The sequence below is a fragment of the Nocardiopsis endophytica genome (assembly GCF_027706725.1).
Taxonomy (GTDB): Bacteria; Actinomycetota; Actinomycetes; order Streptosporangiales; family Streptosporangiaceae; genus Nocardiopsis_A; species Nocardiopsis_A endophytica.
The window spans coordinates 1-24,185 of record NZ_JAQFWQ010000066.1; the positions used below are offsets into that span (position 1 = coordinate 1).

The window sequence follows — 24,185 nt, forward strand, 5'->3', positions numbered from 1 at the left end:
TGTGCGTGGTCGGCGTGGTTGGCAGCGACGGAGCAAGCGGGGCGGTTCCCGGGCCCTGCCTGCCGTCCGGCAGCCCCCGGGCGGTCTGGGCGGCGGCTCGGCAGGTCCCCCGCTCACGGGCCCCAGCCGGGCGGCGGGTCGTCGGGGTGTGAGGTGGAGGGCGGCGACGAGGTCAGGTCGGCGGCCCATGCGGCAGCGCTGTCGGCCGCGGCGCGTGTGCGTGGTCGGCGTGGTTGGCAGCGACGGAGCAAGCGGGGCGGTTCCCGGGCCTCGCCAGCCGTCCGGCAGCCCCCGGGCGGTGCGGGGGTGCGCTGTCGTTGATCTCGGGGAAGTCGGGCTTATCGTGTCCGGTTTAACCCCGAGTTCCCCGAGATCATCGCGGAGCAGGCCTCCCGGGCGGCGGATACCGGGCATAACGGGCAGCAGGGGAGGGGGCCGGGCATCCTGTGTCGTGGAATCGACGCTTTTTGGCTGATCAGGCGTCGGTTTTACGACGCTGGATGCCCCCGCACCCCTTCGCTCGCCCCCTTCGGCGATGATCTCGACAAGAGTGCTGTCAAAACCGCCGGAATGACAGCACCTTTGTCGAGATCATCGCCGGGCAGGGGCGCACTGGGTCGACGGGCGCCACGAACGCGGGCGACCATCCGCCCTCCTTGTCGCATTGCCGCCTGGACCGCGAGCGACCGGACGGACGGCAGGTGGGGCCGGGGAACCGCCCTGCTGTCGCCGTCGCCGCCCATCACGGTGACCATGTACACGCGCCGCGGCCGACAGCGCTACCGGATGGGCTGCTGGCCTTCGTCGTCGCCGCCCTTCACGCCGCACTCCGGCGGCCCGCCGCCCGGCCGGGGTCCGTGAGCGGGGTACCTGCTGGGCCGCCCACCGCCCGCACCGCCCGGGGGCTGCCGGACGGCTGGCGAGGCCAGGGAACCGCCCCGCTTGCTCCGTCGCCGCCCACCACGCCGACCACGTGCACGCCTTGCAGTCGACAGCGCTACCGGATGGGCTGCTGGCCTTCGTCGTCGCCGCCCTCCACGCCGCGCCCCGGCGGCCCGCCGCCCGGCTGGGGCCCATGAGCGGGGGACCTGCTGAGCCGCCCGGCCACCTTGACCGCTCCGAGGGCTGCCGGACGGCTGGCGATGTCAGGGAACCGCCAGGCTGTCTCCGTCGCCGCCCATCACGGGGACCATGCACACGCCTGCCGCCCGGCGGCGCTGGCTTGAGTGTCGCCGACGGCTCCTCAGGGGCGACCTTCCCTCGGCCTCTCTCCCGGCGCCTGGTGAGGGCGATCCGGCAGGGCCCCAGGGCACGCGACCACGCTCCGTCGTCGTGGCGCTTGGTCCGCTTCCGGTGGAAAGCCCCGACTCTCCAGGGCATCCCGGCGCTGAATGTATTCGTTTCCGCTCGCGTCAGCACAATCGGCGATTAGGGTGTCACTGGCTGTAATACACGGGCGAGGACTTCCGTCCTCGGCGTGACTGTGGGTGCGATCGGGGGAGGTCGAGGTGGCGGTGGCCGAGCGGTGCGTCACGCCCTGCGCGCGGTCCCTGGTGAAGAAGGTGCGCGGATGGCCCGTCTTCCGCCAGGCGCCCCCGATGCTCGCCTTCATGGGGGTCGTGCTCCTGACGGCGCTCGTCGCACTCGTCCCCGCCGCGGTGTCCGCGCCGCTCCGCCTCCGCGACACCCTCCTCTTCTCGGCCCTGGTCCTGTGCGCGGCCCTGTGCGTGGAGGCGATGCGCCGCCTCGGCACCCCCTCGGGCCTCACCCGGGACCTCTTCGGCGCCTGGTGGATACCGACCCTCCTGCTCCTGCCACCCGTCTACTCGCTGCTCATCCCCATCCCCGTCTACCTCCTCCTCCAGTTCCGCATACGGCGCACCATGGTGCACCGCAGGGTGTTCAACGCCGCCTCGGTCGCGATCGCCGGGGCGGCGTCGTCGTGGCTCTTCCACACGGTGGCCGACATCCCCGCCGGGGAGGCCGAGCGGGCCGTCCCCGAGGTGCTGTTCACCCCCTCCGGGGCGCTGCTGGCGTTCGTGTGCTGCGCCCTGTTCACCGTCTTCAACACCGCGGTCATCACCGTCGCCGTCCGGCTCAGCGCGCCCGACGCCCCCTGGCGCCGCCTGCTGTGGGACCGGGAGGCGGTCACCGTCGACAGCGTGGAGCTGTGCGTGGGCATCACGGTGGCCATCCTGTCCGGCCTGTCGGTGCTGCTGCTGGCCATCGCCCTGCCGCCGGTGCTGCTCCTCCAGCGCAGCCTGATGTACCAGCAGCTCCAGGCGGCGGCCCGCAACGACCCCAAGACGGGGCTGCTCAACGCCGCCACCTGGGAGCGGGAGGCGGGGACCGTCATCGAGCAGGCGCTCCGGGACCGGCAGCGGGCGGCCGTGCTCATCGTCGACATCGACCACTTCAAGCGGGTCAACGACACCTACGGCCACCTGGTCGGCGACCAGATCCTGCACGCGGTGGCCACGACCCTGGACGGGCAGCTGCGCCCGCGCGACGTCATCGGGCGGTTCGGCGGGGAGGAGTTCGTCGTCCTGCTGCCCGAGACCGACCTGGCCGACGCGTGCAAGGTGGCCGAGCGCCTGCGCCGGCGCGTGAGCGCGCTGCGGCCGTTGGTGGAAGGGGTGCCGATCGACGTGACGGTGTCGATCGGAGTGGCGCTGCTCCACGTGCACGGGGACGACCTGGTCGACCTGATGGCCCTGGCCGACCTCGCCCTGTACCGGGCCAAGGACGCGGGCCGGGACCGCGTGCGCCTGCCGATGACCGGTGAGGGGCTGGTCCCCGGCCAGCAGCGGGCGGACCAGGCCCCGGCCCGCCGCACCGCCCGCGGTTCCTGAGCGGGGCGCGCCCGCTTTTCCACAGGCGGAGAACGCACCCCCGCCGTGCGTGACGGCGCCTGCACAGTGGGCGCATGACCTCAGATGACCGCATGCCCCCGGGCGGCGCGGCCCCCATGGTCGCGCTGCGCCGCCCCGAAGACGTCATCCGTGCCGTCCCCGCCCTCCTCGGGCGCCCGCCCGACGACTCCGTCGTCGTGCTCGGCCTCCGGGGTCCGACCGGCCGGGTCCGCATCGCCCTGTCGGCCCCCGCCGACGAGCCGCCCGACGAATTCGCCCGGGCCACCGCCGAGGCGCTCGCGGCCGAAGGGTGCGGCTCGGCGCTCGCCGTCGGCTACGGCCCCGCCGCACAAATCACCCCGCGCATGGACGCGCTGCGCCGGGCCGTCCCGCTCCACGGCATCGAGCTGCGCGACGCCCTCCGCGTCACCGACGGGCGGTACTGGTCCTACCTGTGCCCCTCGCCCGACTGCTGCCCGGCCGAAGGGGTCCCGGTGCCCCGGGGCGGTCCCCCGGTCGTGCCGCCCGCCGCCCTGCGTGGCGGGCCGACGGATGCGGGCGGGGCGGTGGGGGAGGTGGCCCCCGTGGACGGGCCCGAGCGCGACCGGATGGACCGCGCCACCGCCGCCGCCGAGGCCCGCTGCGCCCGCATGTGGAGCAGCCGGGACGGCGGCGGCCACTCGGCCTTCGGCACCGCCTTCCGCGCCGAAGGCCTGCGCGAGGTCCGGGCCGCCGTGGCCGGGGCGCTCGCCGGACGCGCGCCGGGCGGGGCCGACCGGGTGGCCTGGCTCGCGCTGCTGCTGGTGTCGGTGCGGGTCCGGGACGAGGCCTGGGTGTACATCCGCGCCGAGAACGCCGCCCTCCACGCCGACCTGTGGCGCCGGGTGTTCCGTATGGCCGACCCCGCCTATGCCGCCGCCCCGGGGTCGCTGCTGGCCTTCGCGGCCTGGCTGGGCGGCGACGCCCCGCTCGCCGAGGCGGCGCTCGACCGGGTCGCCCGCCTGGCCCCGCGCTACTCGATGGCGGCACTGATCCGCCAGGCCGTGGACCACCGGCTCTCCCCGGACCGGTGGCGTCCGGTGACCCCGGAGTGGCTGGAGCGCAACTCCCCGGAGGGGCGCTCGGGGGGACACCCGGCGGGACGCCCGGTGGGCCCTCCGGCGGGCGGGCCGGGGGAGGGGGTGCCGGAGCACCCGCGAGAGCGCCCGGCCGACCGTGCGGAACCCCCGGACGCGGAGGGTCCGACGCCCTGATCGTGTGCCGGGCACATGCGCGAACGCCCTAGGCTGGAGGCATGCCGGAGTACATCTTTACCATGCAGAACGTGCGCAAGGCGCACGGCGACAAAGTCGTCCTGGACAACGTGTCGGGCTCCTTCCTGCCCGGAGCCAAGATCGGTGTCGTGGGGCCGAACGGCGCGGGCAAGTCCACCCTGCTGAAGGTGATGGCCGGCCTGGAGCAGCCGTCCAACGGCGAGGCGCGCCTGATGCCCGGGTTCACCGTCGGCCTGCTGGCCCAGGAGCCCGAGCTCGACGCCGACAAGTCGGTCCTGGAGAACGTCGAGGAAGGCGTCGCCGAGACCAAGGCGATGATGAGCCGCTTCAACGAGATCGCCGAGAAGATGGCGACCGACTACTCCGACGAGCTCCTCGAAGAGATGGGCAAGCTTCAGGAGCAGCTCGACCACCGCAACGCCTGGGACCTGGACAGCCAGCTCGCCCAGGCCATGGACGCCCTGCGCTGCCCCCCGGGCGACGCCTCCATCTCCCAGCTCTCCGGCGGCGAGAAGCGCCGTGTGGCGCTGTGCAAGCTCCTGCTGGAGCAGCCCGACCTGCTCCTGCTCGACGAGCCCACCAACCACCTGGACGCCGAGAGCGTGCAGTGGCTGGAGCAGCACCTGGCGAACTACCCCGGCACCATCGTCGCCATCACCCACGACCGGTACTTCCTCGACCACGTCGCCGGGTGGATCCTGGAGCTGGACCGCGGGCACTTCTACCCCTACGAGGGCAACTACACCACCTACCTCGACAACAAGGCCTCCCGCCTCAAGGTCGAGGGCCAGAAGGACGCCAAGCAGGCCAAGCGCATCGCCGACGAGCTGGAGTGGGTGCGCTCCAACGCCAAGGCCCGCCAGAGCAAGAGCAAGGCCCGCCTGCAGCGCTACGAGGAGATGGCCACCGAGGCCGCCAAGACGCGCAAGCTCGACTTCGAGGAGATCCAGATCCCGCCGGGCCCGCGCCTGGGCACCAGCGTGGTCGAGGTCAAGAACCTCACCAAGGGCTTCGAGGACCGGATCCTCATCGAGGACCTGAGCTTCTCCCTGCCGCCCAACGGCATCGTCGGTGTCATCGGCCCCAACGGCGTCGGCAAGACCACGCTGTTCAAGATGATCGTCGGCGAGGAGGAGCCGGACAGCGGCAGCATCGCCGTCGGTGACACGGTCAAGATCTCCTACGTCGACCAGTACCGCGCCCGCATCGACGACAAGAAGAACGTCTGGGAGGCCATCTCCGACGGGGAGAGCTTCATCCAGGTCGGTAACGTCGAGATCCCCAGCCGCGCCTACACGGCCGCGTTCGGGTTCAAGGGGTCGGACCAGCAGAAGCCCTCCGGGGTGCTCTCCGGCGGCGAGCGCAACCGGGTGAACCTGGCGCTCACCCTCAAGCAGGGCGGCAACCTGCTGCTGCTGGACGAGCCCACCAACGACCTGGACGTGGAGACCCTGGGGTCGCTGGAGAAGGCGCTGCTGGACTTCCCCGGCTGCGCCGTGATCACCTCCCACGACCGCTGGTTCCTCGACCGCGTCGCCACCCACATCCTGGCCTGGGAGGGCGGCTCGGACTGGTTCTGGTTCGAGGGCAACTTCGAGGCCTACGAGAAGAACAAGATCGAGCGCCTGGGCCCGGACGCGGCCCGGCCGCACGCCGTCACCCACCGCAAGCTCACCCGCGACTGACGGAGGACGCGGACGGTCCGGCATCGGCGCGCGGCGGGCACCCGGAAGGGCCCCGCCCCGCGCCGCGTCACGGCGGCTCAGCGCGCCGCCGCGGCCCGTCGTATTCCCGCGCCCGTGATCTCCGTCCGCGGACTCGCCCTCGGCGGCGGGGGCGCATAAGCTGGCAGCCGATTATGACTTCCGCGCGCGATGACCAAGTGACGTTCTACGACGCCGTCGGCGGCGAGGAGGCGTTCACCCGCCTCGTCCGCCGCTTCTACGAAGGGGTCGCCGGGGACCCGGTCCTCCGGGCGATGTACCCGGAGGAGGACCTGGGCCCGGCCGAGGAGCGCCTGCGCCTGTTCCTGATGCAGTACTGGGGCGGGCCGCGCACCTACTCCGAGCGGCGCGGCCACCCGCGCCTGCGCATGCGGCACTTCCCCTTCCGCATCGGCGCCGCCGAGCGCGACCGGTGGCTGGAGCACATGCGCGCCGCCGTGGACTCCCTGGAGCTGCCCCGGGAGCTGGACGCCCGGCTCTGGGAGTACCTCGTCTACGCCGCGCACAGCATGGTGAACGTGCCCGAGGAGGAGGCCCTGCCGCAGGTCGGGAACCCGACCGGGATCACCGTCGCCTCCGGCACGGAGTCCGCCTCCCGCGAGGACGGGGACGACGACGGCGGCGAGACGGTCACGATCTCCTTGAAGTGACGGGGACGGCGGCGGCCGCGGCCGCCGCGAACACCGCGCAGGCGGCGAACACGGCGGGCAGCCCCGCGCCGTCGATCACCGGGGCCATCATCACCGGGGTGAGGGTGGTGCTGACGGCCTGGAGCCAGTTCTGCGCCGCCAGCGCCCGCCCGGCCCACGCGGTCCCGGCGATCTCGGCGACCGAGGTGAAAGTGAGCCCGTTGTGGCTCATCGACAGCACCAGGCAGACCAGCAGCAGCGGCACCGCCGTCCACGGTGCGGGACCGGGCACGGCGGCCAGGAGCAGCAGGCAGCACGTGGAGACCGAGGCGAGGACGCGCACCGGGCGCATCCGGTCGCCGATCCGGTCGGAGGCCAGGCCGAGCAGGAGCCGTCCGGCGGCCCCCGGGACCTGGGCTGCGGCCACGACGGCGCCGGCGGCGGGGGCCGACCAGCCGTGCTCCTGCACCAGGTAGACGAGGGCGTAGGCCATGAGGGAGATCTGGGGGACGCCCAGGAGCATGCTGACGCCGTGGACCCGCCAGATGGTCCAGGCGCGGTAGGGGGAGCCGGACGCACCGCGCGCGGAGTGGCCGCTCCCCTCCGGTCCCGCCTCCTCTCCTGGCCGCGTGCCCCGACCGCCGCCCGTGCCGGTCGCCTCCCGCTGCGGAGGGGGCGACAGCAGTAGCACGGTGGGCGCGGCGGCCGCGGCCAGGGCCGCGGGAAGCAGCATCGCGCCGATGAACCCCCAGCGCTCGGCGGCCACGGGGAGCACGACGGCGGCGATCCCCATGCCGAGGGGGAGGGCGGACTGCCGGATGCCCATCGCCAGGCCGCGCTCGCGGGCGGAGAACCAGGAGAGGATGAGGCGTCCGCTCGCCGCGTTGACCGGGCCGCCCGCGGCCCCGGCGAGGAAGAGGACCCCGCCGACCGTCCAGGGGCCGGCCGCCAGGGGGAGCAGGGCGAGCGCCCCGGCGGTCAGGAGGAGGCTGAGCGCCATGGTGGGGCGCTCGCCGACCCGGTCGATGACGACGCCCCAGGCGAGCAGGGTGACCAGGAGCCCGAAGGCGGGGAGGCCGACGAGCATCCCGGCCTGCGCGGTGGAGAGCCCGTACGCGTCCCGGAGCTGGGGGAGGACGTAGGGGACCCCGTACATGGCGGCGACGCTGGCGATCTGCGCGGCCATGCTGACGGAGAGGATCACCCAACGATTCCGAACCCGCACCGGGCCAGCCTAGGAGGTGCCCCGAGACCCGTCGGCCACCGGGTTCCGTATGCGGACAGCGCTGGAACCCCCTCGGAGGGCGGTCCGACGGCCGCCGAGGCCGTTACCAGCCGTCCTGGCCTGGGCCGCCCTCTAGGTCGACGCCTCCGTGCAGCAAGGTGTGCAACCGCAGTGCCGTCTGGATCTCCAGGGCCCGCTGCGGGGACTGCCAGTCGCGGCCCAGCAGCCGTCCCACCCGTTCCAGCCTCTGCGTCACCGTGTTCACGTGGACGTGCAGCGCGTCCTTCGCCTTCGCCGGGCTCGCGCCGTGCGCGAAGTACGCCCGCAACGTCTCCGTCAGCGCCGTCCCCTTCTCCGCGTCGTAGGCGAGGACCGGCCCCAGCGTCGCCTCCACGAACCCGCGCACGTCCCGATCGCCGCCCAGCAGCAGGCCCAGGAACCCCAGGTCCTCCGGGCGGGCCACCTCGCCCGCGCGCCCCAGCGCCGTCAGTGCCCGCAGGCACCTCCGGGCCTCCGCGAACGCCTCCCGCACACCCGCCGGTCCCGGACGCGTCCCCGCCACACCCGCCGTCACCTGCGCGTTCACCGCGGCCGACAGTGCCTTTGCCGCGGCCGCGCCCTCACCGTGCGGCAGCACCAGCACGGTCACCGGCCCCCGCGCCCCCGCCAGCCCGCCGCCGGTCTCCGCCAGGTGCAGCGCCGCCGACGCCAGCCGCCCCGCGTGCGCCCCCGGCGCCTCGGCCGCCACCGCCTCGTACGGGGCGTCCAGGTCCACTCCCAACCGGGCCGCCCGGTGGCGCAGCGTGTCCGCCCACGCCCCGTCGGCCCCGTCCGTCCCCGGGCCGTCCAGCAGGGCGTCCAGCAGCGCCGTGCGCACCCGGTGCTCGGCCTCGCTCGCCGACCGCCGCACCACCAGCAGCAGCGCGATCACCATCGCCGCGCGCTCCAGGATCCGCAGGTCGGCCGCGTCCAGCCGGACCCCCTCCAGGACGAGCGTGCCCAGCGGCTCGCCGCCCGCCATCACCGGAGCCGCGCACACCCTCTCGCCCTGCACCACACGGCCGCCGGCCCGCGCCGCGCGGACGGCCTCCTCGACCGCCCGGAGGTCCGTTCCGCTCTCGTCACCGCCCCCGTCCGCGGCGTCCTCGGCCCCTGCCCCGGCGCCTTCGATGGCCGCCCGGCCCGCCCCGGCGACCGGCGGGGGTTCGCCCACCAGGTGCGCCCGGCCGCCCAGGACCTCGCTGACGGCCGCCTCCACGTCCTCCACGCCGCCGCCGCGCAGCACCAGGTCGGTGAAGCGCTCGTGGGCGGCGGCGGCCCGCTCCACCCCGGCGCTGTGCTCGGTGAGCCGCTGGTTGACCTCGCCCAGCTCCTCCAGCGCCGCCCGGGTGTCCTCCAGCAGCCCCGCGTTGTCGATGGCGATGGAGGCGTGCGCGGCCAGCGACCCCAGCAGCGCCACCTCCTCGTGCGAGAACGGCCGCTCGCGCCGGTTGGCCGCGAACAGCACCCCGATCACCCGCCCGTTGAGCTGCAGCGGCACCCCGAGGATCGCGACCAGGCCCTCCTCCCGCACACCGGCGTCGATGTCGTCGGTGTGCAGGAACCGGGCGTCGTTGAGGTAGTTGGCGGTGACGTAGGGCAGCGCCGTCTGGGCCACCAGCCCGCCCAGGCCGTCGCCGGGGCTGAGCCGCAGCCGCTGGAACCGGGCCGAGACCGATCCGGAGGTGACCCGCATGCTGGTGCCGCCGTCGTCGCGCTCCTGGTCGCGCAGGGTCAGGTAGGCGGTGTCGGTCCCCAGCAGGTTGCGGGCGCGGTCGACGATGGCGTGCAGCACCCGGTCCAGGTCGCGCATGCCCGCCAGGTCGCTCGCGGTCTCGTAGAGCGCCGCCAGCTCCGATTCGCGCCGCCGCCGGTCGGCCAGCACCGACCGCACCTCCAGCGCCAGCACCTTGGTGGTCTCCAGCTCGGCGAGGCGTTCGGGGTCCCACCCGGCCGCCCGCGCGTCCATCAGGGGGCGCTCGTACTCCACGGCCGGGGCGTCGCGCAGCAGCAGGCGCAGGAACCAGGTCTGCGGCCCCTCGCCGCCGACCGGGCCGGGCAGCGGGGCCGCGGGCCGGTTCAGGTCGCGCTCCAACCGCCGTCGAGCACGAGCGAGGAGCCGGTGACGAACGCCGCCCCCGGGCCGCACAGGTAGGCGACCGCCTCGGCCACCTCCTCGGGCTCCAGCAGCCGCTTGAGCGGTGAGCGGGCCAGCAGGACGCGCTCGGCGACCTCCTCGGCCGGGATGGCGTGCGCGGCCGCCTGCTCGGCGATCTGCCCCTCGACCAGCGGGGTGCGCACGTATCCCGGGCAGACGCAGTTGGAGGTGACGCCGTGCGGCGCGGCCTCGGCCGCCACCGCCTTGGAGAAGCCCTCCAGGGCGTGCTTGGCCGTGGTGTAGGCGGACTTGTAGGGGGAGGCGCGCAGTCCGTGCACCGAGGAGATGTTCACGATCCGGCCCCATCCCCGGGCGTACATGTGCGGGAGCGCGGCGCGCACGATGCGGAAGGGCGACTCGACCATCACCCTCATCATCAGGGCGAAGCGCTCGGGAGGGAAGTCCTCGACGGGCGCGACCGTCTGCATGCCGGCGTTGTTGACGACGATGTCGGCGCCCTCGCCGAGGGCCGCCGCCGTCGCCGGGTCGTCGAGGTCGACCACGCGGGGCCGTCCCGCGCCGCCGGCGGCGAGCTCTTCGACCCCGTCGGCGTCGCGGTCGACCAGGAGCACGTCGGCCCCGGCGGCGGACAGGCGCAGCGCGCAGGCGCGGCCGATGCCGGAGGCCGCCCCGGTCACCACGGCCGTCCGCCCCTCCAGGTCGAGCGGTCCGGCCAGGGGCCCGGGGCGCTGCTCGGTGGTGGTCATGGCGTCCTCACCTCGTCTCGTCGCACGCACCGGCGGGCCGGCGCTCCGACCGCCCGAAGGGCGGGGGAGCGGGAGCGCAGGGGATCGACGGCCCCGCTCGGCGCTCGTCAGGCGCCGTCGCGGCGGCCCGGGATCAATGTAGGCGGGCTCCGTCGAATCGGTCATGTCGGCACAGACCACACAGGTGACGGTATCCATGTGCGCCAAAGCCATGCGGCTGTGCCGCTCTCCGGAACGGCGGGTCCCCCGCTCCCTGCCGCGCCCGGCTGCCGGGCCGCCGGGCGGAGGGCGGTGACGAAACCGCTGGAGCCGGGCGGTTCCTTAGAGCTCGCGCGGATAGGCGGGCGCGCCGCAGGGGCCGAGCCTCGCGCCCCGCCGCCGACCGCCGCCCCCGTGTCGTTGATCTCGGGGAAGCCGGGGTAAAAACGGACAGCATAAGCCCGACTTCCCCGAGATCAACGCCGAGCACGCCCGCCCATCCGCGCGGGCTCTTAGCCCTGCCTGCCGTCTGCCGGGCCTCTCTCGGTCCGGGTGGGCGGCGCATACCGGGCACACCGGGCGCGACATGCGGGGTCGGGCATCCGCTGCGGTGAAATGGCCGTCCCAGGGGTGATCGGGTGGCGGAACCGCCGCCTTCGTCGCCTCGGGGCCACCGCCGGAGCTCGGGAGGGAGCCCCGCACCCCCGCCCTTCCAGGCATGCCGAACGCGCTTCAGGTGTGTCCGGTGTGAAGTGCGGTCTCCGGCGATCCTGTGCGGCGAAACAGGTGTTTTGAGCATGATCAGGCGGCGATCCCCCGTCGCCGCGGCATGTGGCCCACCGACACCGCGCGGCCCTCATCCCCGTGTGCGCCCCCTATGGTTCCCGCCACACCCGGGGCCTACCTTGCTCGTGCCGGGCCTGTGACCTCGTGTCCCGGGCCGGAGAAACGGCCGGCCGTCCGATCACCAGATCCCCCGACACTGCACCCCGAAAAGGTGGACGCCCATGGCATCGACGCGCGCCCCCGCCTCCCGCGGATCGTTCGCGAAGGTGGTGACCTCCAGCCTCATCGGCACCACCATCGAGTGGTACGACTTCTTCCTCTACGGATCGGCGGCCGCCCTCGTCTTCGGCACCGTCTTCTTCCCCGACGCCGACCCCCTCACCGGGGTCCTCCTCTCCTTCGGCACCTACGCCGTCGGCTTCGTCGCCCGCCCCCTCGGCGGCCTCGTCTTCGGGCACTTCGGCGACCGAACCGGCCGCAAGCGCCTGCTCGTCATCAGCCTGTTGATGATGGGCGCCGCCACCTTCGCCATCGGGCTGCTCCCGGGGTACGCCACCATCGGCATCGCCGCGCCGCTCCTGCTCATCCTCCTCCGCGTCATCCAGGGCTTCGCCCTCGGCGGCGAGTGGGGCGGCGCCGTCCTGCTCGTCTCCGAGCACGGAAGCGCCCGGCACCGCGGCTTCTGGGCCTCCTGGCCGCAGGCCGGGGTGCCCTGCGGCAACCTGCTGGCGACCGCCGTGCTGGCGGTGCTGGCCGCCGTCCAGCCTGCCGAGGCCTTCGACGCCTGGGGCTGGCGCATCCCGTTCCTGCTGTCCGGGCTGCTGGTCCTCATCGGCCTGTACATCCGCCTGGCCGTCTCGGAGTCCCCGGTGTTCCTGGAGGCCGCCCGCAAGGCCGAGGCCTCCGCGCAGGCGTCCGGCCCCGCCGAGCGCGCGCCCCTCGTCGGCGTCCTGCGCGACCACTGGCGCGAGCTGCTGGTGGCGATGGGCGTCCGCGTCGCCGAGAACATCTCCTACTACGTGATCACCGCGTTCATCCTGGTCTACGCGGTGCAGGAGGCCGGGGTCGAGCGCGGAACGGTGCTCAACGCCCTGCTCGTGGCGGCGGTGGTCCAGCTCGCGGCGATCCCGCTGTGGGGCGCCCTGTCCGACAGGGTGGGCCGCCGCCCCGTGGTCGCCTTCGGCGCCGCCGGGGTCGGCGTGTGGATGTTCGTCTTCTTCCCGCTGGTCGACCGGGCGGGCTTCGGGGCGATCCTCGCCGCCGCCGGGGTGGGGCTGGTCCTGCACGCCGCCATGTACGGCCCACAGGCCGCCTACTTCTCCGAGCTGTTCGGCACCCGCACGCGCTACTCGGGCGCGTCCATCGGCTACCAGCTCGCCTCGATCGTCGCCGGGGGACTGGCCCCGCTGATCGCCACCTCCCTGCTTGCGGCGTTCGCCTCGGCGGTGCCGGTGGCCGTGTACGTGGCCGGGGCGGCGGTGCTCACCCTGGTGGCGGTGGCCGCCTCCCCGGAGACCCGCGCCCGCGACCTGGGAGACGGCGGCGGGTCGGGCGCGGAGCCGGCCGGGGACGCGGGCGCGGCCCCGGCGGAGGGTCAGGCCGGGTCCCGGTAGCCCTCCAGGTACTCCAGCTCGGCGGGGGTGAGCCGGCGCGACCGCTGCCGCTCCAGGTCGTAGCCGACGATGACGGACTCGGCGCGCAGGTAGACCCGCTCGTCGTCGAGGATCTCGTAGGCCAGCCGGAAGCTGGCCCCGCGGACCTCGGTGACGCGGGTCTCCACCCGCACGGGGTCCCGCCGCAGCAGCAGCGGGGCCACGTAGTCCACCTCGTGGCGGGCCACCACCATGGCGCCGAGAGGGCCGTCGCCATCGCCGTCGCCGCCCGGGGCGTCCCACCTCAGGAACGCGATGCGGGCGTCCTCCAGGTAGGTCAGCATCCGCACGTTGTTCACGTGGTTCAGCGGGTCCAGGTCGGCGAAGCGCACGTGGGCGAGGTGCACGTGGCGCCGTCCGCGCTCCGGCGCGGCGGCGCCGTCCCCGGCCGTGTTCCCGGCCGCCTCCGCGGCCTGCGTGCTCTGCGGTTCCGTCCCGGTGTCCAGCACGTTGTTCCCCGTCCCCCTGGTCCGACTCATGGCCCTTCCGGGCACGGCATACCAGGGTATCGGGGGTCCCGACCGGCGTCCGGGGCGGGGCGGACGCGCCGCCCCGGACGGGACGCCCCGGCCCGCCCCGGTCACTCCTCGGTCGACGCGTCGCCGCCCAAGCCCGTGTACCGGGCCAGGAACGCCAACTGGTGCGCGCTGAGCGCCACGCTCCGGCTCACCGACCGCGCGCTGTGCCCCACCTGGGCCTCCCGGCGGATCAGCACCGGCCGCTCCTCCGGCGGCGCCGCCGTGGCGTGCTGAAGCGCCGCGCACATCTTCCGCGCGTGCAGGGGGTCCACCCGGGTGTCGTTGTCGAAGACGGTGAACAGCGTCGCCGGGTACCGCACCCCCTCACGCACCCTGTGGTACGGCGAGTAGGCCAGCAGCCACTCCAGCTCCTCCGGCACGTCGGCGCTGCCGTACTCCACGCTCCACAGCCGGCCGAGCCCGAACCGCTCGTAGCGCACCATGTCCAGCAGCGGCGCCGATGAGACGGCGGCGGCGAACAGGTCCGGGCGCTGCGTGAGGGCCGCGCCCACCAGCAGCCCGCCGTTGCTGCCGCCCATCACCGCCAGCCCGTCGGCGCGGGCCGTGCCCGAGGACACCAGGTGCTCGGCGGCGGCGACGCAGTCGTCGAAGACGTTCTGCTTGGACCCGAGCATCCCCGCCCGGTGCCACTCCTCGCCCTCCTCCAGGCCGCCGCGCAGGTTGGCCACGGCGTAGGCGCCCCCGGCCCGCACCCACGCCAGGATGGTGGCCGAGTACCCGGGCGTCATGGAGATGGAGAAGCCGCCGTAGCCGTACAGCACCGTGGGCCGCGGCCGGTCGCCCCCGCCTGCCGCCCCGTCCCCGCCGGCCCCCTCGTCCCCGTCGTCGGGGCGGATCACCAGCATCCGTACCGGGGTGCCGTCCCGGGAGACCGCCACCTGCTGCTCGGTGCGGACCGGGGGCAGGTCGAGCCCGTCGGCGCCCGGCGCCGACGCCCACCGCTCCAGCCGCCCGGTGCGCGCGTCAAGGCGGTGCACCTCCACGGGCGTGGTGTGGTCGGTGTAGGTGAACCACACCTCGTGCCCGCCCTCGGGGCGGTCCATCAGGCCGCCGACGCTTCCCAGGCCGGGCAGGCGCACCGTCTCCAGCAGCTCCCCCGTGGCCAGGTCGTGCCGCGTGACCTCGCTGATCGCGTGCCGCCGCCAGGAGGCCACCACCTGGGGGCGCTCCAGCTCCGGCCCGTCGAGCAGCGCGTAGTCGTCCAGCACCGCCTCCGGGTCGGGCCCGATGAGGGTGCGCCAGTTCTCCGCCCCGGGGTCGGCGGGGTCGCCCACGCACAGGCGGCCGCGCGGGGAGTCCCGGTCGGTGAACAGGTACAGCCGCCCGTCCCGCCCCACGTGCGGGGAGGCCTCGGCGTCCACGCCCACCTGCACGGGGCGCAGCCGCGGCTCCTCCAGGGGGCCGTCACGCAGGTCGGCGATCCAGGCGTCGTTGCTGGCCGAGGTGCCCTCCGAGGCGGTCAGCACCAGGTGGTGCCCGTCGCGCCCGACCGCCACCCCGAAGTACTCGGTCATGCCGCGCCCCTCGCCGAAGACCGCGGTGTCCGACTCGGCCGGGGCGCCCACCCGGTGCAGGTACACCCGCCGGTGGTACTGGCGCTCGTCCTCGGGGACCTGCTCGGGCGGCAGCCGCCGCACGTAGTAGAAGGCCTCCCCGCCGGGCAGCCACGCCACGGGGGAGTACCGGCAGCGGTCGATGGGCCCGTCCACGACCGCCCCGGTGGCCACGTCCATCACCCGCAGCAGCGGCTCCTCGTCGCCGCCCTCGGAGACCTGGTAGGCCAGCAGGCGGCCCTCCCGGTCCGGCCGCCAGTAGTCCAGCGTGGTGGTCCCGGCCGGGTCGAGCGCGTTCGGGTCGACCAGCACCCGCTCCCCCTCGCCGGGGGCCGCGGTCACCAGCACGCCGTGCTCGGCGTCGGGGGCGCGCCGCACGAAGAACGACCGCTCGCCGCGCCACACCGGCGGGCCGGTGTACCCGGCGGACAGCAGCGCACGGATGTCGGCGGCGAACCGCTCCTGCCCGGTGAAGCCGCGCGCCGCGGCGGCGAAGAGCGCGTCCTGGGCCGCGGACCACTCCTTGGTCCGCGCCGCCCCGGCGTCCTCCAGCCACCGGTAGGGGTCGGCGACGCGCCTCCCGTGCAGCTCGTCCACCAGGTCCTGGCGCTCGGCGAGGGGGTAGCGGAGATCAGGCATGCCTGAACTCTACTTAAACGGCCGACAAGGGCGGCGCCGGGCCGGGAGAAGGGCGGCCGGACCGCGGGGAAAGCGCCCCCGGTCGGCGCGCTTCCCCGATTCCGGGAGAGGTCTGCGCGATTATCGGAGCCCAGTGGTCCAGCGCCGCCGCGGGAAAACGGGGTGGCGGGGGAGCGGTCGGACAAAGCAAACTTGATTGCGGGACGTCACTCGGCGGGAAACCACCCACGGGAGGTCCGTGTGGAAGAGTCGACAGCGCCGGCCGTCAGGCCGGCCCACAGGGAGGTCTCCTGGCTGGCCGACCGGCTGGCCGGGGTCGAGACACGCAGTCCGGGGGCGGCCGCATGAGCACCGCCACCGGAACGGAGGGCGGTCCGGTAAGCCGCCATGTACTGCTGCTCAACGCCAGCTACGAGCCGCTGACCACGCTCCCGCTGCGCCGCGCGGTGCTCCTGGTGCTGCGGGACAAGGCCGAAGTGGTGCACGGGGACGCCGCGGGCACGGTGCTCCACTCGGCGTCGATGGTGCTGTCGGTGCCGTCGGTCATCCGGCTGCACCGCTACATCAGGGTCCCCTACCGCAGGCGGATCCCCCTCACCAGGGTCGCGCTGATGCGCCGGGACGGGCACCACTGCGCGTACTGCGGCAAGCGGGCCGAGACCATCGACCACGTGGTCCCGCGCTCCAGGGGAGGCGCGCACGTGTGGGAGAACGTGGTGGCCTCGTGCAAGCCGTGCAACCACCGCAAGGCCGACCGGCTCCTGGACGAGCTGGGGTGGAGGCTGAACGTCACCCCGACGGTGCCGCGCGGCCTGCACTGGCGGCTGATCAACGGCGAGCAGCACGGCGATCCCCAGTGGGCGCCGTACATGACACGCCAGGCGGCCTGACCGTAGGGGCGGCCCGAGTCGGACGTTCCGACGTCCCGTCCGACCCGGGCCTCCCACCCCCCGGCGGGCGCCGCGTGGGCCGTCGCCGAGCGCCGCCCCTGTGTCGTTGATCTCGGGGAAGCCGGGGTAAAAACGGACAGCATAAGCCCGACTTCCCCGAGATCAACACAGGGTGCGCCCGCCTGTCCGCGGGCTCTTAGGATGCCTCCATGCCCCGATACGAGTACGCCTGCCGCGAGTGCGGCACCACCTTCGAGCTGAGCCGCCCGATGGCCGAGTCGGACGCCCCGGCGCCCTGTCCCGGCGGCCACGGCGACACCGTCAAGCTGCTGTCCCGCGTCGCTGTCGCCGGGATGGCCCAGGCCCCCGCACCGGCCGGCGGCTGCTGCGGTGGCGGGTGCTGCGGCGGAGGCTGAGGGTCAGTCCTCGACCTGGGACACGTCGCGGGCGGCGCCGGTGGAGGCGGACGTGGCCATCGCCGCGTACGCCCGCAGCGCCGGGGTCACCTTCCGCTCACGCGCGCGCGGCCGGTAGCCGCCCTGCTCCTTGAGCAGGCGCTCGCGGCGGGCGGCCAGCTCGTCCTCGGGCACCTCCAGCACCAGCCCCCGGGAGGGGATGTCGATGCTGATGATGTCCCCGTCCTCGACCAGGGCGATGTCGCCCCCGGCCGCCGCCTCGGGGGAGGCGTGGCCGATGGACAGCCCCGAGGTGCCGCCGGAGAAGCGCCCGTCGGTCACCAGCGCGCACGCCTTGCCCAGGCCGCGCCCCTTCAGGAAGCTGGTCGGGTAGAGCATCTCCTGCATGCCCGGGCCGCCCTTGGGGCCCTCGTAGCGGATGACCACCACGTCGCCCGGCTCGACCCGCTTGTTGAGGATGCCGTCGACGGCCTCCTCCTGGCTCTCGAAGACCTTCGCCGGGCCGCTGAAGGTCAGCAGCTCCTCGTCGACGCCGGCCGTCTTGACCACGGCCCCGTCGGCGGCCATGTTGCCGAAGAGCACCGCCAGCCCGCCGTCGGCGCTGTAGGCGCTGCCGACCGACCGGATGCAGCCGCCGTCGCGGTCGGTGTCCAGGCCGTCCCAGCGCACGTCCTGGGAGTAGGCCTTGGTGGTGCGCTTGCCGCCCGGTGCGGCGTGGAACAGCTCCACCGCCTCGGGGGAGGCGGTCGGCTCCATGATGTCCCACTCGGCCAGGCACTCGCCGACGGTCTTGCCATGGACCGTGGGCAGGGAGGTGTCGATCAGCCCCCCGCGCGCCAGCTCGCCCATGATGGCGGGGATGCCGCCCGCCCGGTGGACGTCCTCGATGTGGTACTTCTCGGTGTTCGGCGCCACCTTGCACAGGCACGGCACCCGGCGGGAGAGCTCGTCGATCTCGGGCAGGCCGAAGCCCACGCCGCCCTCGGTGGCCGCCGCCAGCAGGTGCAGGATGGTGTTGGTGGACCCGCCCATGGCGATGTCCAGCGCCATGGCGTTGGCGAAGGCCTGCGGGGTGGCGATAGACAACGGCAGCACCGAGGAGTCGTCGTCCTGGTAGTAGCGCCGCGCCGCGTCCACGACCAGCCGCCCGGCGTCCTCGTAGAGCCGCTTGCGGGCCACGTGCGTGGCCAGCACGGTGCCGTTGCCCGGCAGCGCCAGCCCGATCGCCTCGGTCAGGCAGTTCATCGAGTTGGCGGTGAACATGCCCGAGCAGGAGCCGCAGGTGGGGCAGGCGGCCTCCTCCAGGGTGGCCAGCTCCTCGTCGGAGACGCTCTCGTCGGCGGCGGCGACCATCGGGTTGATCAGGTCGAGCTTGCGCTCCTTGGTGGCGGTGCCGTCGACCACCGTGACCCGCCCGGCCTCCATCGGGCCGCCGGAGACGAACACCGTGGGGATGTTCAGCCGCATCGCGGCCAGCAGCATGCCCGGGGTGATCTTGTCGCAGTTGGACACGCACACCAGGGCGTCCGCGCAGTGCGCGTTGACCATGTACTCGACCGCGTCGGCGATGAGCTCGCGGCTGGGCAGCGAGTAGAGCATGCCGCCGTGGCCCATGGCGATGCCGTCGTCCACGGCGATGGTGTTGAACTCGCGGGGGACGCCGCCCGCCTCGCGGACGGCGCCGGAGACGACGTCGGCGACCTCGCGCAGGTGCACGTGGCCGGGGACGAACTGGGTGAAGCTGTTGGCCACGGCCACGATCGGCTTGCCGAAGTCCTCGCGCTCTACCCCGGAGGCGCGCATGAGGGCGCGCGCGCCGACCATGTTCCTGCCGTGGGTGACCGTGCGTGAGCGGAGTTCTGGCATGGGGTGCTCCCGATCGAGACGTTCTCTTCCGTGAATCCTAGCCCCGCCGGAGGCGTGCTCGCGTCTCGAACCTGAAGATAGGACGTCCGAATATTGAGACGAGCGGTGGTCGCGGGCGACCGTGGGCAGTGGTCGTGGACGACCGTGCAGGGCCGCGGGCGCCCGGGACGGCCCAGAACGTCCCCGGGCGGCGGACGTGCGTCGGGGGCGGGACATGCGTCCCGCCCCCGACGCGGCCCGGTCGCGACCGGTGCCGCCCGTACCGTTTGCGTCCGTCCGCTCCCCGCGCGGTCAGTACCGCGCCGGAAGCACCTTCTCCGCCGCCTTGTGGATCTCCTCGATCTCCTTCTCGGTGAGCCTGCTCTTGCCCGAGCGCAGCCACTTGCGGACCTTCTGGCCCTGGATGACGTCCACACCGCGCAGGTTGTGGCTGTCCCAGGGCATGCCGGGGCCGTAGATCGCCAGCGCCGCGCGGACCGTGATCTCGCGGCCGAGCTCCTCGCTGATCAGCCGCTGGGCCTCGCGCGCCTCGGACAGGGCCTCGTCGATCCGCTCGTTCTTGGAGAACCGCCCGTGGTAGAGCTTCTCCAGCTTGTTGCGGAGGGGGAGGCGCTTGTCCCACGACTCGGAGTCGATGGCGAACGCGCCGCGCCGCCCCACGATGAAGTGGTCGATCTGCCCGTTGCCGCCGGGCACGCCGCGCGCGTGCAGGACCCGGTAGCCCACCTTCTTCATCACCCGCAGCTGGGCCTCGGTGCGCCGCTGGGCCATCGAGGGCTTGCGCCACCGCGGCACCTCGGACTGGCGCCGGGCGGCGTGCACCGCGAGGGCGATCAGCGTGCCCGCGGCGAAGGTGGCGCCGATGCGCCAGTCGCCGGTGAGGAGTCCGGCCGCCAGGCCGGCCAGGAGCGCGGCGGCTCCGCGAACGGCCCAGCGGCGTGCGTCCTTGGAATTGAGCAGGTCGCCATAGGTCGTCCGGGCCTCATCGTCGGGGCCCGCCGAATTCCGGGAGCGGGAGTCCGCTCCGGCCGACACGAAAAAGGGCGACAGGGAAGCCGCCTCCTGGCGCTGGGCGCCGTCCTTCTCACTGGTTGCCGATTCCACGATGGAAAGAGTAGTTCGATCCATATACGAGTCCTAGTCCATCGAAACTCACACTTTTCTTCCCCGGGCACTTCCGGCCGCACGCGTGTCCCCGGGGTAAGAGCAGGGAAGGCTTACCTTTCGGCCATCCTCTCTAGAGAGGTGGCCCGGCCGCATGCCGGCGCGGCCCCGGCACGGCCTCGGCGCGGTCCCGGCGGCGCCGGTCGGCCCTGTCCGGGCGCGGGGGTCTAGGCTTCGTCCATGGGTCAGATTCACGATTTGACGGCGTTGGAGCAGGCAGCGGCGGTGCGCCGCCGGGAGCTGTCCCCGGTGGAGATCGCCGACCACTACCTGGACCGGATCGAGCGGATCGGCCCCCGGGTGGGGGCGTTCATTACGGTCACCGCGGAAATCGCGCGCGAACAGGCCCGCAACGCGGAGAAACGGGTCGTCCGCGACACGCCGGAGGAGCTGCCGCCGCTGCTCGGCGTCCCGGTGCCGGTCAAGGACCTCACCCCGGTGGCGGGGGTGCGCTGGACCTCCGGGTCGGCCGCCTTCGCCGACCGCACCGCCGAGGTGGACGCCGACGTGGCCGCGCGGCTGCGCGCCGCCGGGACGGTGCTCACCGGCAAGACCAACACCCCCGAGTTCGGGGTGCCCTGCTACACCGAGAACGACATCGCCCCGCCCGCCCGCACCCCCTGGGACCCCACCCGCTCGGCCGGGGGCTCCAGCGGCGGCGCCGCGGCCGCCGTCGCCGCGGGCCTGGCCCCGGCCGCGCACGCCAGCGACGGCGGCGGGTCGATCCGCATCCCCGCCTCGGTGTGCGGGCTGTTCGGCATCAAGCCCTCCCGGGGGCGCATCACCAACGCCCCGCTGCAGCCCGACTTCATCGGGCTGTCCACCAGCGGCCCGCTGGCGCGGACCGTCGCCGACGCCGCCGCGCTGCTCGACGCCATGGCCGGGGGCGCCCCGGGGGACTACTACGCCCCGCCGCACAGCGGTGACGCGCGCACCTTCCTCGACCACGCCCGCGCCGAGCCCGGACGGCTGCGCATCGGCCGCTTCTCCGCCTCCCCGGTGCCCGGCGCCGAGCTCCACCCCGAGGTGGCCGCGGGCTACGAGGAGGCCTCCCGGCTGCTGGCCTCCCTCGGCCACGAGGTCGAGGAGGTCGACCCGCCGTTCGACGCCTCGCTGATGCGGATGTTCGAGGTGGTCTGGGCGGCCATGGCGGTGGCCACCCCGGTGCCCGAGGAGGACGAGGCGCGGCTGCGGCCCATCACCCGGGGCATGCGCGCCCGCGCCCGCGCCGCCTCGGTCGAGGACTACATCCGCGCCACCGGCGGCATCCAGATGGCGCTGCGCCGGGCCGTGCCGCGGCTGGACGCCTACGACGTGCTGCTGTCCCCGACGCTGGCGCAGCTCCCGGCGCCGGTGGGGCACTTCGCCTCCGACGACCCGCGCGAGGAGTTCGCCAAGATGTCGGCGTTCACGCCCTTCACCTCCATGTTCAACGTGACGGGCCAGCCGTCGGCGAGCGTGCCGCTGCACTGGACCGGTGAAGGGCTGCCGGTCGGCGTCATGCTGACGGGGCGGCTGGGGGAGGAGGGGACGCTGCTGTCCCTGTCGGCCCAGCTGGAGCGGGCCCGGCCGTGGGCGGGCCGCCGTCCGGACCTGTCCGGCCTGGAGTCCTGATCCCCAGGCTGAGCAGCGCGGCGAGGGTGGCCAGGGCGGCGGCGCCGCCGAGGCCCAGGGCCACCCCGCCGTGGTCGATCAGCCAGCCGGTCAGCGGCGAGGCGATGGCGATGCCGCCGGTGGTCGCGGTGGTCATCCAGCCGTAGGCCTCGCCGCGCCGCTCCGGCGGGGCCAGGTCGCCCAGGCGCTCGGTGACCGCGGCCACCGTGGGGGCGATCGCCAGGCCGGCGATGAACAGCACCGGGGTGATCAGCCAGGGGCTGGGCAGGTGCAGCACCGGCGGCACCAGCGGCACGATCAGCACCGCACCCGCCGCGGTGCCGAAGGCCCGCAGGGAGATGCGCGGCGGCCCGGCCAGCGCGCCCGCGGCCAGCCCGCCGACCAGCGAGCCGAAGGCGTAGACCGCCATCAGGCCCCCGGCGTACCCGGGGGTGCCCAGCTCCCGCGCCCAGGCCACCATCGCCAGGTCGACCGAGCCGAGACCGGCGACCAGCGCCATCACCACCCCGATGACCAGCAGCAGGCGGGGGTCGGCCAGCAGCGACCGGCGCCGGCCGCCCGAGGCCTCGGGCGCGCCGTCGGCGCCGGCGGCCTCGTGCGGGAGGGTGTGCCCGGCCCGGCGCAGCGCCAGCGCGAAACCGGTGGCCCCGGTGCAGGCGATGGCCCCGAGGACGAGCAGCCCGATCCGGCCGCCGCCGACCCCGACCACCGCGGCGGCCAGAAGTGGGCCCACGATGAACAGCAGTTCCTGGAGGGTCGCCTCGGCGGCGAACACGGCCTGCCGGGTGGGGCCGGAGGTGATGCGCGGCCACAGGGACCGGCCGATCTGCGTGGCCGGGGGCTGGAAGACGCCGGTGGCCACCGCCAGCGGCAGCGCCGCCCACCACAGCCAGGCGGGCAGGAACGCCATCGCGGTCAGCCCGAGGCCGTAGACCAGGGCGGAGAACAGCAGGAGCCGGTCGTTGGGGCGGCGGTCGGCCATGCGCCCCCGGATGGGCCCACCGAGCGCGGTGCCCACGGTCAGGCCCCCGGCGACCAGTCCCGCCAGCGCATAGGAGCCGGTCCACCCCGCGACCAGGAAGGTGACCGCGATCGGCATGCCCCCGATGTGCAGCCGGGCCGCCAGCGACCAGAAGAGCAGCGCCCCGAGCCGGGGCACGGCGAACAGCCGTCGGTAGGACTGGAGCATTGTCCTACTCAATCACAGGATTCGTCCTATTGTTAAAGGGTCCCATGTGTGGGTACACAGGGACGTCCGCAACCCGGTGAACAGGCACCCGGCGCGGAGTCGAGTGAAGGGCGCCGACGAGGAGAGGTCGGGGCCCGTGCGGCAGCGCTGTCGGGCGCGGCGCGTGTGCGTGGTCTCCGTTGTTGGCGGCGACGGAGCGAGCGGGGCGGTTCCCGGGCCCTGCCTGCCGGGCGCAAGCCCCCTCGCGGTCCGGGTGGGTGGGCCGGCTGGGCTGGTACCCCGCTCACGGACACCAGCCGGGCGGCCGGCCGCCGGAGTGTGAGCGGGATGGCAGCGGCGACGAAGATCCGCGGCCCGTACCGCAGCGCCGTCGGCCGTCCGGCGTGTGCGTGGTCACCGTGAATGGCAGCGACGGAGCGAGCGGGGCGGTTCCCGGGCCCTGCCTGCCGGGCGCAAGCCCCCTCGCGGTCCGGGCAGGCGGTGCGGCGGGCAGGGTTCGCGCTCTTCGTTGCCCGGCACGCTCTCCGGGCCAGCCCGGTGAACCCCGGCAGGTTCGTGACCTGGTCGAACACTCCGCGTTAAGGGCAGGGAGGGGTGGGAAGCGCGCTTGGCGACACCCGCCAAGACCCCGGGGCGACGAACACGGCGGTACCAGAACGGGATTCGGGAACAGGGCGCCCGGTTCCTGCCTGTTTGGGTGGCCCGGGTTGCCGCTCGGGGTGCCGGTACGGCCGCCCGCCCGCTCCGGCCGCGCACCCACGGGCTGCGATGGGCCGATATCGACTACACCCGGTGACACCGGGACCGGCGAACGGCCCCAGTGTGCCGTTTAGGGGCCTTCTGGAACCGAATCCCGTTCTGGTATCGCGATGACCGCGCATCCGCACCGCCCGCGAGGCCGGTCCGGGTATCGAACAGGGCGCCGGAGGGGGCCCGGCGCCCTCGGAACCGGGCAAATCGGGTGCCGTGTCGGTATCGGCTCGGCCGGAACCCGCCTTCCGGGCGCCTCGGGTGGCCGGGGCCATCTTGAGTGGTGAAATCGACGCCTGATCCGCCTAAAAGCGTCGATTTCACGACGCTGGATGCCCAACCCCCTCTCCCGGTGCCCGTTATGCCCGGTATGCACCGCCCGGACGGCCCTCTCCGCGATGATCTCGACGGAAGTGCTGTCAAAACCGCCGGAATGACAGCACTCTTGTCGAGATCATCGCCGGGCAGGGGCGCACCGCGGGGGTGCGGCCGCCACGAGCGCGGACGACCACGCACCCGCCCGGCCACGCCGCCGCCCGG

Annotated in this window: 16 protein-coding genes; 8 read left to right on the forward strand and 8 right to left on the reverse strand. The window is 74.2% G+C overall.

Annotation, left to right across the window (positions count from 1 at the left end; translation table 11 throughout):
• Positions 1 to 1,508: 1,508 nt before the first annotated feature.
• The 4 genes from O4J56_RS20535 (at position 1,509) to O4J56_RS20550 (ending at position 6,500) form a co-directional block, all read left to right on the forward strand.
• The gene (locus O4J56_RS20535; protein ID WP_270687833.1) at positions 1,509 to 2,852 is read left to right on the forward strand and encodes a GGDEF domain-containing protein; all 1,344 of its coding nucleotides are present in this window, start codon (positions 1,509 to 1,511) and stop codon (positions 2,850 to 2,852) included.
• Positions 2,853 to 2,926: 74 nt separating this feature from the next.
• Positions 2,927 to 4,105 carry a DUF4192 domain-containing protein gene (locus O4J56_RS20540; RefSeq protein WP_270687834.1) on the forward strand — a complete coding sequence of 393 codons (1,179 nt, stop codon included), beginning with the start codon at positions 2,927 to 2,929 and terminating at the stop codon, positions 4,103 to 4,105.
• A gap of 41 nt (positions 4,106 to 4,146) precedes the next feature.
• Positions 4,147 to 5,811 carry an energy-dependent translational throttle protein EttA gene (gene ettA / locus O4J56_RS20545; protein ID WP_270687835.1) on the forward strand — a complete coding sequence of 555 codons (1,665 nt, stop codon included), beginning with the start codon at positions 4,147 to 4,149 and terminating at the stop codon, positions 5,809 to 5,811.
• Between the two features lie 173 nt (positions 5,812 to 5,984).
• Positions 5,985 to 6,500: a globin gene (locus O4J56_RS20550; protein WP_408639145.1), complete on the forward strand. Its 516-nt coding sequence runs from the start codon at positions 5,985 to 5,987 to the stop codon at positions 6,498 to 6,500.
• Here the strand turns inward: O4J56_RS20550 and O4J56_RS20555 are convergent.
• From O4J56_RS20555 to O4J56_RS20565, 3 genes are all read right to left on the reverse strand, one after another.
• A complete protein-coding gene (locus tag O4J56_RS20555; RefSeq protein ID WP_270687838.1) occupies positions 6,481 to 7,704 on the reverse strand; it encodes an MFS transporter in 1,224 nt (407 codons plus the stop codon). The genes O4J56_RS20550 and O4J56_RS20555 overlap by 20 nt on opposite strands.
• Before the next feature lie 103 nt (positions 7,705 to 7,807).
• Positions 7,808 to 9,838 (reverse strand): helix-turn-helix domain-containing protein, encoded by a 2,031-nt coding sequence (locus O4J56_RS20560; RefSeq protein WP_408639146.1) that lies wholly within the window; start codon positions 9,836 to 9,838, stop codon positions 7,808 to 7,810.
• Positions 9,823 to 10,608, reverse strand: a complete 786-nt coding sequence (locus O4J56_RS20565) for a 3-hydroxybutyrate dehydrogenase (protein ID WP_270687840.1) — start codon at positions 10,606 to 10,608, stop codon at positions 9,823 to 9,825. The genes O4J56_RS20560 and O4J56_RS20565 overlap by 16 nt, the downstream gene beginning before the upstream one ends.
• Positions 10,609 to 11,594: 986 nt before the next feature.
• Here O4J56_RS20565 and O4J56_RS20570 point away from each other — a divergent pair.
• Positions 11,595 to 12,986, forward strand: coding sequence for an MFS transporter (locus tag O4J56_RS20570; protein ID WP_270687841.1), 1,392 nt, complete (start codon positions 11,595 to 11,597; stop codon positions 12,984 to 12,986).
• Here the strand turns inward: O4J56_RS20570 and O4J56_RS20575 are convergent.
• Together O4J56_RS20575 and O4J56_RS20580 are read right to left on the reverse strand one after the other, a co-directional pair.
• Positions 12,968 to 13,474: an acyl-CoA thioesterase gene (locus O4J56_RS20575; protein ID WP_408639147.1), complete on the reverse strand. Its 507-nt coding sequence runs from the start codon at positions 13,472 to 13,474 to the stop codon at positions 12,968 to 12,970. The genes O4J56_RS20570 and O4J56_RS20575 overlap by 19 nt on opposite strands.
• A 131-nt stretch (positions 13,475 to 13,605) precedes the next feature.
• Positions 13,606 to 15,756: a prolyl oligopeptidase family serine peptidase gene (locus tag O4J56_RS20580; RefSeq protein WP_270687843.1), complete on the reverse strand. Its 2,151-nt coding sequence runs from the start codon at positions 15,754 to 15,756 to the stop codon at positions 13,606 to 13,608.
• Positions 15,757 to 16,100: 344 nt separating this feature from the next.
• Between O4J56_RS20580 and O4J56_RS20585 the strand changes: the two genes are divergently transcribed.
• The gene (locus O4J56_RS20585; RefSeq protein WP_270687844.1) at positions 16,101 to 16,646 is read left to right on the forward strand and encodes an HNH endonuclease; all 546 of its coding nucleotides are present in this window, start codon (positions 16,101 to 16,103) and stop codon (positions 16,644 to 16,646) included.
• 209 nt (positions 16,647 to 16,855) lie between these two features.
• Entirely contained in the window at positions 16,856 to 17,062 is a 207-nt protein-coding gene (locus O4J56_RS20590; protein ID WP_270687845.1) for an FmdB family zinc ribbon protein, read from the forward strand.
• 3 nt (positions 17,063 to 17,065) lie between these two features.
• Here O4J56_RS20590 and ilvD read toward each other — a convergent pair whose 3' ends face one another.
• Complete coding sequence (gene ilvD, locus O4J56_RS20595) at positions 17,066 to 18,928, reverse strand: dihydroxy-acid dehydratase (RefSeq protein ID WP_270687846.1); 1,863 nt, start codon at positions 18,926 to 18,928, stop codon at positions 17,066 to 17,068.
• Between the two features lie 291 nt (positions 18,929 to 19,219).
• Positions 19,220 to 20,032 (reverse strand): nuclease-related domain-containing protein, encoded by an 813-nt coding sequence (locus O4J56_RS20600; protein ID WP_270687847.1) that lies wholly within the window; start codon positions 20,030 to 20,032, stop codon positions 19,220 to 19,222.
• 240 nt (positions 20,033 to 20,272) lie between these two features.
• Between O4J56_RS20600 and O4J56_RS20605 the strand changes: the two genes are divergently transcribed.
• Positions 20,273 to 21,706 carry an amidase gene (locus O4J56_RS20605; protein WP_270687848.1) on the forward strand — a complete coding sequence of 478 codons (1,434 nt, stop codon included), beginning with the start codon at positions 20,273 to 20,275 and terminating at the stop codon, positions 21,704 to 21,706.
• Here O4J56_RS20605 and O4J56_RS20610 read toward each other — a convergent pair.
• On the reverse strand, positions 21,591 to 22,895 hold the full coding sequence (locus tag O4J56_RS20610) for an MFS transporter (protein ID WP_270687851.1): 1,305 nt from the start codon (positions 22,893 to 22,895) through the stop codon (positions 21,591 to 21,593). The genes O4J56_RS20605 and O4J56_RS20610 overlap by 116 nt on opposite strands.
• Positions 22,896 to 24,185 lie beyond the last annotated feature (1,290 nt).